Origin of the sequence: Streptomyces sp. SudanB52_2052 (assembly GCF_964272415.1) — a bacterium.
GTDB classification, from domain to species: Bacteria; Actinomycetota; Actinomycetes; order Streptomycetales; family Streptomycetaceae; genus Streptomyces; species Streptomyces olindensis.
This window is the reverse complement of the sequence record NZ_OZ186796.1, coordinates 7,567,646-7,580,319: the sequence shown is the minus strand read 5'-3', so window position 1 is coordinate 7,580,319 and position 12,674 is coordinate 7,567,646. Positions and strand designations below refer to the sequence as shown.

The window sequence follows — 12,674 nt, the reverse complement described above, 5'->3', positions numbered from 1 at the left end:
GCGCGTTCACGGGGAAGCGAGGGCACGGGTGGGCACCGACACCGTGCGGACACCGCCGGCCGACGGCGCCGCGGATCTCGGACGCGAGCAGCGCGGCTGGTACTTCTACGACTGGGCGTGCTCCGTCTACTCGACGAGCGTGCTCACGGTGTTCCTGGGCCCCTACCTGACCTCGGTCGCCGAGTCGGCGGCCGACGGGGACGGGTACGTCCACCCCCTCGGCATCCCGGTGCGCGCCGGGTCCTTCTTCGCGTACTCGGTGTCCCTGTCGGTGATCGTGGCCGTGCTGGTGATGCCCCTGGTGGGCGCCGCCGCCGACCGCACCGGCCGCAAGAAGCCGCTCCTCGCGGCCGCCGCCTACCTGGGGGCCACGGCCACGACGGCCATGTTCTTCCTGGACGGCGACCGCTACCTGCTCGGCGGCGCCCTCCTGATCGTCGCGAACGCCGCGCAGTCCGTGGCGATGATGCTCTACAACTCCTACCTCCCGCAGATCGCCCCGCCCGAGCAACGGGACGCGGTGTCCTCCCGGGGCTGGGCCTTCGGGTACGCGGCGGGCTCGCTGGTCCTCGTCGCCAACCTGGTCCTCTACACCGGGCACGAGGGCTTCGGCGTCTCCGAGAGCACGGCCGTCCGCATCTGCCTCGCCTCGGCCGGCCTGTGGTGGGGCGCCTTCGCACTGATCCCGCTGACCCGGCTGCGCGACCGCAGGACCACCGCCCGCGAGGCGGCCCTCCCGGGCTTCCGGCAGCTCGCCGCGACCGTCCGCGACATGCGCCGCCACCCGCTGACGCTGGCCTTCCTGCTCGCCTACCTCGTCTACAACGACGGCATCCAGACGGTGATCTCCCAGGCCTCGGTCTACGGCTCCGAGGAACTCGGCCTCGGGCAGTCCACCCTCATCGGCGCCGTGCTGCTGGTGCAGGTGCTGGCCGTGGCGGGCGCGCTGACGATGGGACGGCTGGCCCGGACCTACGGCGCCAAGCGCGTGATCCTCGGCTCGCTGGTCGCGTGGACGGTGACGCTCGCGGCCGGGTTCTTCCTGCCCGCCGGGGCGCCGCTGTGGTTCTTCGTCCTGGCCGCCGGGATCGGCCTGGTCCTGGGCGGCAGCCAGGCGCTGTCCCGCTCCCTGTTCTCCCATCTCGTCCCACCCGGCAAGGAGGCCGAATACTTCTCCGCGTACGAGCTGAGCGACCGCGGGATGAGCTGGCTCGGGCCGCTGCTGTTCGGGCTCACCTACCAGCTCACCGGCAGCTACCGGGACGCGATCATCTCGCTGGTGGCGTTCTTCGTGCTGGGATTCGCCCTGCTCGCCCGGGTTCCGGTACGGCGTGCGATCGCGGATGCGGGGAATCCGGTTCCAGACAGGATTTAGCACTCGACGCGAAAGGGCTGTAGTGTACGCGTTTGGCCTGCCAGGCGTACCGTTACTGCGCGTCAAAGATGCCGAAACGCTAGGTTACATCTGCTAGCAGATGTGACAAACCGGGCGCTGGTGGGTACAACAAGGGCGGCTACGACGGCGACGCATGACCCGGAACGGGACCCGGAACGGGAATCTTTACCGCCGACCGGACGTTGACCGGATGACGACGACAGCGACACCTGTCCTGTGGGCGACAAGCCCGGGAGGCACGATTCATGAGTGAGCGAGCTCTTCGCGGCACGCGCCTCGTGGTGACCAGCTACGAGACGGACCGCGGCATCGACCTGGCCCCGCGCCAGGCCGTGGAGTACGCATGCGAGAAGGGGCACCGCTTCGAGATGCCCTTCTCGGTCGAGGCGGAGATCCCGCCGGAGTGGGAGTGCAAGGTATGCGGGGCCCAGGCACTCCTGGTGGACGGCGACGGCCCGGAAGAGAAGAAGGCCAAGCCCGCGCGTACGCATTGGGACATGCTGATGGAGCGACGCACCCGTGAGGAACTCGAAGAGGTCCTCGAGGAGCGTCTGGCGGTTCTGCGCTCCGGTGCGATGAACATCGCTGTTCATCCCCGGGACAGCCGGAAGTCGGCGTAAGTCCCTCCGGGGCCTGGCCGGAATAACAGCGCGTCAGTGACCGCGGGCGCCGTACGTGAAGTACGTACGGCGCCCGCGGTTTTCCGTCTGTGCGGGTTCCTCAGCGCGTCAGCGGCGGACGCGGCTCCTGCGGGGTGTCCCCCGGCTCGTCCCTGATGACCTCGCCCTGGACGACCTTGCCGTCCGGGTGGTGCATCCGGGCCTGCTGGAAGGCGCCGCCCAGCGTGCCCGGGTCGGCCTCGCGGAGCTTGCGCTCGAAGGTGCGCTCGGCGGAACGGCTCACGGCCTTCTGGACCGGGGGCAGCAGCAGGAGCAGGCCGACCGCGTCCGACACCAGGCCGGGGATCATCAGCAGCAGACCCCCCAGCATCATCAGGCCGTTGCCCTCGCTGTTCGGCCGGGCCGCCGCCGGCATCACACCGCTCTGCTGCTGTTGCAGCGCCTCGGAGAGCCTGCGGAAGGCACGCCGGCCGGCCCGCTTGATGACGATCGAGCCGAGCACGAAGCCCGCCAGCAGGACGAGGAACACCACCAGCCCGTTCGACGCCCCCGCGACCAGCGTGAGCAGCCAGATCTCCAGCACGAGCCACGCGGCGATCCCCAGGGGCAGGAACGTGCGCAGCCGGGAGCGCCGGGGCCGGGCGGGGTGGCTGGGGGTCTGAGCGCCAGTCGTCATGACTCCAGTGTGCCTGGCTCCGGCTCAGCGCGGGATAAGCCCCCGATCAGGCGTTCCTGTGCGCGGCCGAGCCCGAAGCGCCCACGGCCGGCACAGTCTCCGAAGCGGCTACGGCTTCGACGGCTCGCCGCCGCGCCCCGTGACGGACGGCTTCGCCACGCGCCCCGTGACCTTGCCGACGCGCTCCCCCACCCCCCACGCCGTGACCCGCCACAGCGCCTCGACGAGGATGTCGCGGCTCATCTTGGAGTCGCCGAGCTCCCGCTCGACGAAGGTGATGGGCACCTCGACCACGTGGTAGCCGGCCTTGACCGCGCGGCGGGCCAGGTCGACCTGGAAGCAGTAGCCCTGCGAGGCGACCTCGTCGAGGCCGAGGCCCTCCAGGGTCTCGCGGCGGAACGCGCGGTAGCCGCCGGTGATGTCGCGCAGCGGCAGGTCGAGCGCCAGCCGGGAGTAGAGGCTGCCGCCCCGGGAGATCACCTCGCGGGACTTCGGCCAGTTCACTACTCGCCCCCCGGGCACCCAGCGCGAGCCGAGCACCAGGTCGGCGCTCTTGAGGGCGGTGAGCAGACGGGGCAGTTCCTCGGGCTGGTGGGAGCCGTCGGCGTCCATCTCGACCAGCACGCCGTAGTCGCGCTCCAGGCCCCAGCGGAAGCCCGCGAGGTAGGCGGCGCCGAGGCCCTCCTTGCCCTTGCGGTGCAGCACGTGGACCTGGTCGTCCTCGACGGCCAGCTCGTCGGCCAGCTTGCCGGTGCCGTCCGGGCTGTTGTCGTCGGCCACGAGCACGTGCGCCTCGGGGACGGCCTCGCGTACCCGGCCGACGATGCTCTTGATGTTCTCCGCCTCGTTGTAGGTCGGGATGATCACCAAGGCCGTGCCGAGCGGGCCGAACTTCCTCCCCTGGGCTCCTGCCGCGAGGGTTCCGTCGCCGTCGTTCACTGCTGCCCCTTCATGTCCATACGCAGAGGTCCACCATAGTGGTCCCGGCCTGCGATGACGTGACAGGACGTTCGAATGGTGGTGTCGAGTCGACAAGACGCGGGTAAGAGCGCGCCTCCGGGTGCGAGCGTACGGCGGATGGGGGCCCGGCGCCCTTCGGGCCGACCCGGGACCCGCTGGCTGCGGATCGACCGAAAGCCGTTGTCTACTGAGCGCCCGGGCCCCACCCGGGTCACACCTCCCCGACCGGCCGGAACGTTCCCTCGGCGCTGCGCCGGCCTGAGCCTGGCTCCCAGTGGCGGTGCCCCGGTGCGGCACACCGTCCCTGACCCGGCGGCGCTGCGGCGAGTGTGCGAACGCTCCCCGGTCGGGCGTCCGGTGGTGGACTCGGCCGAACCTACCGGCCCCCTGCGGCCGCCTGTCAACAGCCGTTCGACCTGCGCATTCCACGGCAAAGCCCTGGTCAGGGCCGAGGATGCGCAGGTCGCGCGCCGGGGGTGCGGCGCACGATCGCGTGCGCGCCACCCCCGTAGATCACTCGCCCGGCCCTACGAAGACCGTGTGCCCGCCCACCACGGTGCGCAGACAGACGGGCAGGTCGCGGCCGGGGGTCAGGTCGGGCAGTCCGGGGGTGCCGGAGCGGGGGTCCGTCGACCAGCGGGCGACGCGGTCGTCGGGGGCCTGGACGACGAGTTCGCCGGTGCGCCACACGGCGTAGTCGGCGGGGGCGCCCGGGACCAGGACGCCCGCGTCGTCCCGTCCCACGGCCCGCCAGCCGCCGCGCGTGTGCGCCGTGAACGCGGCGCGCACGGAGACGCGGTGCTCCGGCGTGTGGTGGAAGGCGGCGGCCCGGACCGTGCCCCAGGGGTCGAGCGGGGTGACCGGGCTGTCGGAGCCGAAGGCGAGCGGGACACCGGCGCGCAGCAGGGCGGCGAAGGGGTTCAGGCCCCGGGCCCGCTCCGCCCCCAGGCGCTGTGCGTACATGCCGTCGTCGCCGCCCCACAGGGCATCGAAGGCGGGCTGGACCGAGGCGGTGAGGCCGAGTTCGGCGAAGGCGGCGACGCTCTCGGGGGTGAGCATCTCGGCGTGCTCGACGCGGTGCCGGGCGGCCCGGATCCGGGCGAGGCCCAGCTTCTCGGCGGCGGCCCGCACGCCCTCCACCACGGTGTCCACCGCGGCGTCGCCGATGGCGTGGAAGCCTGCCTGGAGGCCCGCCTCGGTGCAGGCCACCACGTGCGCGGCGACCGCGGCGGCGTCCAGGTAGGCCCTGCCGGTGTGCCCGGCGTCGGCGTACGGCTGGTGCAGGCAGGCGGTGTGCGAGCCGAGGGCCCCGTCGACGAACAGGTCACCCGCGGCGCCGACCGCGCCCAGCTCGCGCGCCTTGGGGACGTCCTGCTCGGCCCAGTAGCCGACGACGCGCGGGCCGGGTTCCTCGGCGGCGAGCCGCAGCAGCCCGGTGAAGTCGTCCTCGGAGGAGATCTCCGGGCCGGCGCACTCGTGGATCGTGCCGATGCCGAGCGAGACGGCGTGCGCGAGGGCGGCGCGCTGTGCCTCGGTGCGCTGCCCGGGCGTGACGGCGGCGTACGCGGCGGCGCGCACGGCGTGGTGGGCGTCAGCGGTGAGCGGCCCGTCCTCCCGGGTGACGCCGGGGACCAGGTCGAGCAGGGCGGTCGTGACGACCGCCGAGTGGACGTCGATGCGGGTGAGGTAGAGGGGCCGGTGCCCGGTGGCCTCGTCGAGTTCGGCCCGCGTCGGGGGCCGGCCGCCGGGCCAGCGGGCGGCGTCCCAGCCGTGCCCGAGCAGCACGCGGTCGTCGGGGCGGGCGGCGGCGAAGTCCCGTACGAGGGCGAGGGCGGCCTCCAGGGAGGGGGCGCCCGACAGATCGAGACCCGTCAGGGCGAGACCGGTGGCGGTGGTGTGCACGTGCGCGTCCGTGAACGCGGGGGTGACCAGCGCCCCGTCGAGGTCGACGACCTCGTCGACGCCGTCCGCGAAGGCGTCGGCGGCGCCCTCGGAACCGACCCAGGCGACCTGTCCCCGCTCCACGACCATCGCGGTGGCGAAGGGATCGGCAGGACTGTGGACCTCTCCACGACGGAGGAGAACGGTCTGGGGCGGCGTACGGGACTCACTCATGGAGCACAGTTTCACAGGCCCTGCCTCGACGCCCCGCAAAGGGGCGGAACCACCGGTCAGATCCGCGGCGGCCGTGCCTCGTACGGCGTGGACAACACCACGGTCGTCCGCGTGGACACCCCGGCCAGCGACCGCACCCGCGCCAGGAGCTCCTCCAGTTCGTGGGGCGTGGCCACGCGCACCTTGAGGATGTAGTTCTCGTCCCCCGCGACGCTGTGGCACGCCTCGATCTCCGGCACACCGGCCAGCCGGTCCGCGATGTCGTCCGGCGCGCTGGGATCGAACGGCTTCACCGAGATGAACGCCGTCATGGGCAGCCCCACCGCCTCGGGGTCGACGACGGCGGCGTAACCGCGGATGACACCGCGCTGTTCCAGCCGTCGCACCCGCTGGTGCACGGCCGACGTGGACAGCCCCGTGGCCTTGCCCAGGTCGGTGTAGCTCATCCGCCCGTCCTTGACGAGCAGCTGCACGATCTGTCGGTCCAGCTCCTCCATGGCGCAAGAACCTACAGTGCGGCTGATCTCCTCGGATACCTCAGGAGTCCAGGTCATGCCCGGTTCGTGATGTGGCCGGAAGACGACGGTCAGCCGTTCGGGGGACAAACCCGCCGCAGAGGGCACCTGCGCGCGGCATGTGACGAACGCCACAGCGCTCGAACAGTCTCCGTAATGTTCTCGTGATTACCGCCGAGGGGGGACGGGAAGTGCTTGCTGTGGTCGAGGCCGCAGCGCCTGATACGGCCCAGCCCGAGGGGGAGTACCCAATGCAGAGTCTTAAGCGCCCTGGTCGCACCGCACCCAAGCGGCAGCAGCTCGTCGTCGAGCCCGAGCCGGAGGGCGTCGAACCCGACGCCTACGACGACGAACTCGACGCCTACGACACGTTCGAGATGTTCCGGGTGATCTGCCCGGACTGCGCGCAGCCCATCGCCCTGCTGGCGGACGAGGAAGTCCTGCCGGAGCACGCGCTGTGCGCCTCGCCGTGGAACCCGTTCGGACTCACGGTCTGCGCCGGAACCGGCCGCAGGGCCGCGGACGCCCGCCCCGCGGACGAGTCGGTGGACCCTCAGGAGCAGGACACCGCCCTGCTGTTGACGCTCCCTCAGGGACTGGACTGGCGGACCCAGCCCTTCTCGCACGTCGGCGGCCCTGGCTCACGCCCCATCAGGGTCCCGGTCATGCGCCGCCACGCGGCCTGAGCGCGGGCCTTCCTCGCCCGCTCGCTCCACCCCAGCAGCTGCCCCGCACCACGGCTCGTGGACTGCCGTGGTGCGGTTCAGTGTGCCCGGGTTCGCGGGCTGACGGCGGCCGGGCGCAGGGCCGGGCCGAGTGCGACGGCCGCGGGCCCGTTCGACGGACCGGCACCCCTGAAACGCACGCCCGATTCCACGCACGGGTGACCTGTCCGGCCTCTGCCGCGTTGCCCTGGTATGACCCCCATCTCCTCAGCGACCGGGCGTCAACGCCTCCTGTACGTCCCGCCACCCGCAGAATCGGTTCGGCCCGCTCCGCCGCGCTATCAGGACCCGCCGATCTACCGCGACTTGATGCGGACCTGGGCGGAAGGCGGCCGCACCGTGCCGGGCCGGCACGACCCGGAGTGGATGCGGCTCGCGGCTCCCTGGCGGGGGCTCGACCAGTTCAGCGTCCCTCTGGACCCACGAGATGGCGGGCGATGACCATCCGCTGGATCTGGTTGGTGCCTTCGACGATCTGCAGCACCTTGGCCTCGCGCATGTAGCGCTCGGCCGGGAAGTCGGCGGTGTAGCCGTAGCCGCCGAGGATCTGGACGGCGTCGGTGGTGACCCGCATCGCCGTGTCGGTGCAGTGCAGTTTGGCCATGGCGGCCTGCCGGGCGAACGGCCGGCCCGCGTCGCGCAGTCGGGCCGCCGCGAGGTAGAGCGCGCGGCCCGCCTCGATCTGGGTCGCCATGTCCGCCAACATGAAGCGCAGCCCCTGGAAGTCGGCGATCGGCTTGCCGAACTGGCGCCGCTGCGCCGCGTACGCCAACGCCTCGTCGAGCGCGGCCTGGGCCACGCCGATCGCGCAGGCCGCGATGCCGAGCCGCCCGGAGTCGAGGGACGACAGGGCGATCGCGAAGCCCTGTCCCTCCTCGCCGATGCGCCGGGCGTCGGAGACCCGGACGCCGTCGAAGTGGACCTGGGCCGTGGGCGAGCCCTTCATGCCCATCTTCTTCTCGGGCGGCGCGGCACTCACCCCGGGCGCGTCGCCGGGCACCAGGAACGCGGTGATCCCGCGCGGGCCCTCCTCGCCGGTGCGCGCCATGACCGTGTAGAAGTCGGCGATCCCGCCGTGCGTGATCCAGGCCTTCGTGCCGGTGATCACCCAGTCGTCGCCGTCCCGTACGGCCTTGGTGCGCAGGGCGGCCGCGTCCGACCCCGAGTGCGGCTCGGAGAGGCAGTAGGCGCCGAGCAGGCCGCCGCCGAGCATCGCGGGCAGGTGCTCGACCTGCTGCTCCTTGGTGCCGTAGGCGGCGAGGGCGTAGGAGGCCAGGGAGTGGACGCTGACGCCGAGGCCGACGGTGAGGCGGGCCGCGGCGAGTTCCTCCAGGACCTGGAGGTAGACCTCGTAGGGCTGGTCGCCGCCGCCGTACTCGGAGTCGTACGGCAGGCCGAGCAGGCCGGAGCGCGAGAGCAGGGTGAAGAGTTCACGCGGGAAGCGGCCGGCGTCCTCCTCCTCGGCCGCCTTCGGGACGATCTCCTGCTGCGCGATGTCGCGGACGAGTGAGATCAGGTCCCGGGCCTCCTCCGTGGGCAGTTGTCGGTCCACCGGCTGCGGGGCGCGGTCGGGCATGGCGACGCTCTCCTCCCTGTCGGGCAGTGGCGGACGGGCCCGTGGGTGGGGGCGGCGCCGCCGGGTCGTTCTGGTGCCTGGCCGATGCTTGCAGTCCCGGGTCTCGGAAGCTGCTGACCAGCGGCTGTGCGCTGTGAGTATGCCCGATCGGAGGCATCCCGTCACCAGTTAACGACCGCTCACCTCAAGAATCGCACGACGGCGTCCGAAGCAGGGAAATTGGTCCGAACCATTGACCGGAGTGGTCTAGTCCTCCTACTGTTTCGCTCCACCGATTCACCGCGTTCATGCCAATCGGCGCGCGTTCCCTCTCCCCCCGAGGAGACACCGGATGCACACCCCCGACCGCTCCCGCTTCCGGACCATCGTGTCCGCGGCCTGTTGCGCCGTCCTCGGCGCCGGTCTGCTGGCCGGCGCGGGCACCTCCGCCACCGCGGCGACCTCGGCTCAGGAGGCCGCCGCAGCCTCACAGGCGGCCCCGGGCCCCAAGGCCACCGGCTCCAAGGCCGCCGGCTCCAAGGTCATCGGATACTTCACCGAATGGGGCACCTACGACCGCAAGTACCACGTCAAGAACATCGAGACGTCCGGCTCGGCGGCCCGGCTCACCCACATCAACTACGCCTTCGGCAACGTCACCGGGGGCAAGTGCGCCATGGGCGACGCCTACGCCGCCACCGACCGCGCCTACACCGCCGCCGAGTCCGTCGACGGCAAGGCCGACACCTGGGACCAGCCGCTGCGCGGCAACTTCAACCAGCTGCGCAAGCTGAAGCAGAAGCACCCGGACCTCAAGGTCCTGTGGTCCTTCGGCGGCTGGACCTGGTCGGCCGGTTTCGGCGAGGCCGCGAAGAACCCGGCCGCCTTCGCCCAGTCCTGCTACGACCTGGTCGAGAACTCCAAGTGGGCCGACGTCTTCGACGGCATCGACATCGACTGGGAGTACCCGAACGCCTGCGGCGCCACCTGCGACACCAGCGGCAAGGCGGCCTTCCGGAACCTGATGCAGGCGCTGCGCGCCAAGTTCGGCTCGAAGAACCTCGTCACCGCGGCGATCACCGCCGACGCCACCCCGGGCGGCAAGATCGACGCGGCGGACTACGCGGGCGCCGCCCCCTACGTCGACTGGTACCTGCCCATGACCTACGACTTCTTCGGCGCCTGGGACGCCACCGGCCCGACGGCCCCGCACTCGCCGCTGACCTCGTACGCCGGCATACCGAAGGCGGACAACCACAGCTCGGCGACGATCGCGAAGCTCAAGGGCCTCGGCATCCCCGCCTCGAAGCTGCTGCTCGGCATCGGCTTCTACGGCCGCGGCTGGACCGGCGTCACCCGGTCGGCCCCGGGCGGCACCGCGACCGGCCCGGCGGCGGGCACGTACGAGCAGGGCATCGAGGACTACAAGGTGCTCAAGGCCAAGTGCCCCGCGACGGGGACGGTGGCCGGCACGGCCTACGCCAAGTGCGGCAGCGACTGGTGGAGTTACGACACCCCGGCGACCATCGGGACCAAGATGAACTACAAGAACCAGCAGGGCCTGGCCGGCACGTTCTTCTGGGAGCTGAGCGGCGACGCGGCGAACGGTGAGCTGATCAAGGCCATCAAGTAGGCCGGAGCGGCACCGGGGGCGGAGGGTCCGTGGCGGATCCTCCGCCCCTGTCTCATGCGCCCCGGCGCGCGGGCTGCGGGGCCGGGTAGGCGGGGTCCAGTTCCTCGATCGCGCGCAGGGCGCCGCCGAGCGTCTTCACCAGCAGCTCGCACATGGTCGCGCGGGGCAGTTCGGGGCGGTCGATCCATGCGAGGGTGGCGCCCTCGACGCTGCACACCCAGGACAGCAGGCCCATCCGCGCCAGCGGCGTGACGTCGGCGCGGCCGTACGCGCCCTCGGCGATGGTCGTGACGACGGCCTCGCGCACGCCGTCCCGGATGGCGTGCACCTCGGTGTCGAAGCCGACGCCGCCGCTGACGATCGTGCGGTACGCGGCCTGGTTCTGCTCGGCGTAGCGCAGGTAGCTGTCGATGGTGCGCTGGACCCGGTCCACCGGGGGCAGTTCGAGGCCGCCGGCCGCCAGGGTGATCAGCTCGGTGACGGAGTCCTGGATGATGGCCAGGTAGTAGCCGCGCTTGGACTGGAAGTAGTAGTAGATGAGCCCCTTGGCGACGTGCGCCTGCCGGGCGATGTCGTCCATCGAGAGGGCGTCGTAGGACGTGTCGGCGAACAACCTCCGCCCGATGGCGATGAGTTCGGCACGGCGCGCCGTCGAGCGCTCGGTGCCGCGGGCTCTGGGGCGCGCGGCAGGCTGGGGGCTGATATTCAATTTCGACCCTGGTCTCACGGGCGGGGGCGGGACATCCGCAGTATGGCAGGCCGCAGGGCCGGGTCGTGGGTCAGGTCACAGCAGTCCGAGCTGTGTCACCAGCATGGCGACGACCACCACGAGAGCCCAGCCCATGAGGTGCTCGACGATCTTCGGCCCGTCGTCCTGGGGGCCGCCGGTACGGACGCGGCCGGCGGTGGCGGAGTGCGCGGTCATGACTTCTCGCTCGTTCGGTGGTGCGGACGGACTTCCCCCGAAGTTCTGTCCACCTTGCCACCGGGAGCGGCTTGTGCGGCCGAGAGCTTGGTCACACGCGTACGCCCACGGCCGCCAGCGCCTTGGTCTGGGCGGCGGTCGGGCGCGCCGGGAAGTACAGGTAGCAGACGCCGCCCGTGCCGGAGACGACCTTGCCGGTGGCGTTGTACCGCTTGGTCCGCAGCCAGATGTTCTCGAACTCGCGCCGCCGGTAGACCCGCCGCACGGCCTCGTTGCTCTCGGAGTACGGGTCGTTGGCGATCACGTCGCCGTCGGCGGTGAAGCCGATGACGGTCATCAGGTGCCCGGCGGTGCCGTACCCGGCCCCGGTCAGCTCCTCCTTCAGGAAGGACTGGGACGTGATGACGGGGATGCCGGCCGCGATCAGCGTCTCCAGGTCGGCGAGCGAACCGAGCCGGGTGACGACGCCCCGCAGGTCCTCGAACGTGGCCGCGTAGGCGGCGTTGAAGGGCCAGTTGCCGCAGCCGGCGTACTGGTGGTCGTAGGTGGAGCGGGCCGCGTGGCAGACCTGCGGATCGTCGTACGCCGGGTCCACCCAGGCCAGCTGCTCGGGGGTGAGCCGGCCGCCCCAGTACTCGATGACCATCTGGGAGGACGTCGGGCTGCACCAGGCCTCGCCGCCGTTGTCGTACTCCGGGTAGCGGCCCTTGTGGATCTCCTGCGAGTACCGCGGCACGACCAGTTCCCGGGCGAGCCGGGGCTCGGACGCCGGGACGGTGAAGCGGTCGGGGACGTCGGAGCCCATCGCGCCGAGCCGCCACACGGTGGGCGTGGCCTTGGTGCCGGGCCTGCGGTACAGGGTCAGGCGCAGCCGGTACGAGGCCAGCCGCAGCCCGGTCGACGGGTCGTCGAGGGCCAGGGTGTCGGTCCAGACGGTGCTCCTGCCGTCGCTCTGGTCGTCGACCGAGGTGCGCCGGATGTCCTGGTCGCCGGCCGCCCAGCGGCCCATCACGTACCAGGGGGTGGCGGTGCCGTCCGTGTAGGTGGCCTTGATCTCGGTCTGGAGCCAGGTGCCGGGCGGGGTGTGCGCGTTCCAGGAGACGATCGCCTCGGTCGCGGGGACCGCGAGCCGGTGCACGGGGGACGTCCAGGTGCCGTACTCCCACGGCGCGGTGGTGCCGGTGTGCGGGTCCGTGTAGTCGGTGGTGCCCGCGGGCGTCGCGATCATCACGCCCGGGCGGGCGCCCGCGACGGCCCGGGTGCCCTTGGCCGTGCCACCGCACCAGTCGCCGTACGAGGTCCAGGCCCGGTTGTCGACGGTGCGGGCCGGGACCGCCCGGGCCGGGTCTGCGGTGTCGGTGGACATGGGCGCCTCGGGATCGGCGGCCGCCGGACCCGCGCTCGCCGTGACGGCGACGGCGACCGCGGCGGCCAGGACGGTTCTGCGGGACGGCTGTTCGGCTCTGCACATGGCGGGACCCCCGGAAGTCGGAGTCGGGCAGGGGCGGGGCAGGTCCGTGACACGGTCGGTCGCACACGCGTGTGCGCCACATA

Annotated in this window: 12 protein-coding genes; 4 read left to right on the top strand and 8 right to left on the bottom strand. The window is 72.0% G+C overall.

Translation table 11 applies throughout. The features are described 5' to 3' along the window. Nucleotides 1-28: 28 nt before the first annotated feature. Both ACSUPV_RS34070 and ACSUPV_RS34065 read left to right on the top strand, forming a co-directional pair. Nucleotides 29-1,375: an MFS transporter gene (locus ACSUPV_RS34070; RefSeq protein WP_031116715.1), complete on the top strand. Its 1,347-nt coding sequence runs from the start codon at nucleotides 29-31 to the stop codon at nucleotides 1,373-1,375. Nucleotides 1,376-1,641: 266 nt separating this feature from the next. Further along, nucleotides 1,642-2,016 carry an RNA polymerase-binding protein RbpA gene (locus ACSUPV_RS34065; protein WP_003977404.1) on the top strand — a complete coding sequence of 125 codons (375 nt, stop codon included), beginning with the start codon at nucleotides 1,642-1,644 and terminating at the stop codon, nucleotides 2,014-2,016. 100 nt (nucleotides 2,017-2,116) lie between these two features. Here the strand turns inward: ACSUPV_RS34065 and fxsA are convergent, their stop codons facing one another. From fxsA to ACSUPV_RS34045, 4 genes are all read right to left on the bottom strand, one after another. Continuing rightward, nucleotides 2,117-2,692 (bottom strand): FxsA family membrane protein, encoded by a 576-nt coding sequence (gene fxsA / locus ACSUPV_RS34060; protein ID WP_382616526.1) that lies wholly within the window; start codon nucleotides 2,690-2,692, stop codon nucleotides 2,117-2,119. Between the two features lie 108 nt (nucleotides 2,693-2,800). Then, entirely contained in the window at nucleotides 2,801-3,631 is an 831-nt protein-coding gene (locus ACSUPV_RS34055) for a polyprenol monophosphomannose synthase (RefSeq protein ID WP_037769192.1), read from the bottom strand. A gap of 534 nt (nucleotides 3,632-4,165) precedes the next feature. After that, nucleotides 4,166-5,767: an amidohydrolase gene (locus ACSUPV_RS34050; RefSeq protein WP_382616521.1), complete on the bottom strand. Its 1,602-nt coding sequence runs from the start codon at nucleotides 5,765-5,767 to the stop codon at nucleotides 4,166-4,168. 56 nt (nucleotides 5,768-5,823) lie between these two features. Beyond that, on the bottom strand, nucleotides 5,824-6,264 hold the full coding sequence (locus tag ACSUPV_RS34045) for an Lrp/AsnC family transcriptional regulator (protein ID WP_006136660.1): 441 nt from the start codon (nucleotides 6,262-6,264) through the stop codon (nucleotides 5,824-5,826). Between the two features lie 269 nt (nucleotides 6,265-6,533). On the opposite strand from ACSUPV_RS34045, the gene ACSUPV_RS34040 reads away from it, so the two are divergent. Next, complete coding sequence (locus ACSUPV_RS34040; RefSeq protein WP_031116710.1) at nucleotides 6,534-6,968, top strand: hypothetical protein; 435 nt, start codon at nucleotides 6,534-6,536, stop codon at nucleotides 6,966-6,968. Nucleotides 6,969-7,410: 442 nt separating this feature from the next. Here the strand turns inward: ACSUPV_RS34040 and ACSUPV_RS34035 are convergent, their stop codons facing one another. Beyond that, nucleotides 7,411-8,583: an acyl-CoA dehydrogenase gene (locus ACSUPV_RS34035; protein ID WP_359793047.1), complete on the bottom strand. Its 1,173-nt coding sequence runs from the start codon at nucleotides 8,581-8,583 to the stop codon at nucleotides 7,411-7,413. 331 nt (nucleotides 8,584-8,914) lie between these two features. Between ACSUPV_RS34035 and ACSUPV_RS34030 the strand changes: the two genes are divergently transcribed. Beyond that, on the top strand, nucleotides 8,915-10,195 hold the full coding sequence (locus ACSUPV_RS34030; protein WP_436949145.1) for a glycoside hydrolase family 18 protein: 1,281 nt from the start codon (nucleotides 8,915-8,917) through the stop codon (nucleotides 10,193-10,195). Nucleotides 10,196-10,247: 52 nt separating this feature from the next. Here the strand turns inward: ACSUPV_RS34030 and ACSUPV_RS34025 are convergent, their stop codons facing one another. The 3 genes from ACSUPV_RS34025 to ACSUPV_RS34015 all read right to left on the bottom strand — a co-directional run bounded on the left by ACSUPV_RS34025 (nucleotide 10,248) and on the right by ACSUPV_RS34015 (nucleotide 12,591). Beyond that, complete coding sequence (locus ACSUPV_RS34025; RefSeq protein ID WP_031116704.1) at nucleotides 10,248-10,904, bottom strand: TetR/AcrR family transcriptional regulator; 657 nt, start codon at nucleotides 10,902-10,904, stop codon at nucleotides 10,248-10,250. A gap of 75 nt (nucleotides 10,905-10,979) precedes the next feature. After that, nucleotides 10,980-11,120 (bottom strand): SCO1431 family membrane protein, encoded by a 141-nt coding sequence (locus tag ACSUPV_RS34020; RefSeq protein WP_359793051.1) that lies wholly within the window; start codon nucleotides 11,118-11,120, stop codon nucleotides 10,980-10,982. A 91-nt stretch (nucleotides 11,121-11,211) separates the two neighbouring features. Beyond that, nucleotides 11,212-12,591 (bottom strand): peptidase C39 family protein, encoded by a 1,380-nt coding sequence (locus tag ACSUPV_RS34015; protein WP_436949144.1) that lies wholly within the window; start codon nucleotides 12,589-12,591, stop codon nucleotides 11,212-11,214. Nucleotides 12,592-12,674 lie beyond the last annotated feature (83 nt).

Coding starts and splice junctions, on each gene's coding strand:
- ACSUPV_RS34065 (WP_003977404.1), top strand. CDS start 1,642: ATGAGTGAGCGAGCTCTTCGCGGCACGCGCCTCGTGGTGACCAGCTAC.
- fxsA (WP_382616526.1), bottom strand. CDS start 2,692: ATGACGACTGGCGCTCAGACCCCCAGCCACCCCGCCCGGCCCCGGCGC.
- ACSUPV_RS34050 (WP_382616521.1), bottom strand. CDS start 5,767: ATGAGTGAGTCCCGTACGCCGCCCCAGACCGTTCTCCTCCGTCGTGGA.
- ACSUPV_RS34045 (WP_006136660.1), bottom strand. CDS start 6,264: ATGGAGGAGCTGGACCGACAGATCGTGCAGCTGCTCGTCAAGGACGGG.
- ACSUPV_RS34040 (WP_031116710.1), top strand. CDS start 6,534: ATGCAGAGTCTTAAGCGCCCTGGTCGCACCGCACCCAAGCGGCAGCAG.
- ACSUPV_RS34035 (WP_359793047.1), bottom strand. CDS start 8,583: ATGCCCGACCGCGCCCCGCAGCCGGTGGACCGACAACTGCCCACGGAG.
- ACSUPV_RS34030 (WP_436949145.1), top strand. CDS start 8,915: ATGCACACCCCCGACCGCTCCCGCTTCCGGACCATCGTGTCCGCGGCC.
- ACSUPV_RS34020 (WP_359793051.1), bottom strand. CDS start 11,120: ATGACCGCGCACTCCGCCACCGCCGGCCGCGTCCGTACCGGCGGCCCC.
- ACSUPV_RS34015 (WP_436949144.1), bottom strand. CDS start 12,591: ATGTGCAGAGCCGAACAGCCGTCCCGCAGAACCGTCCTGGCCGCCGCG.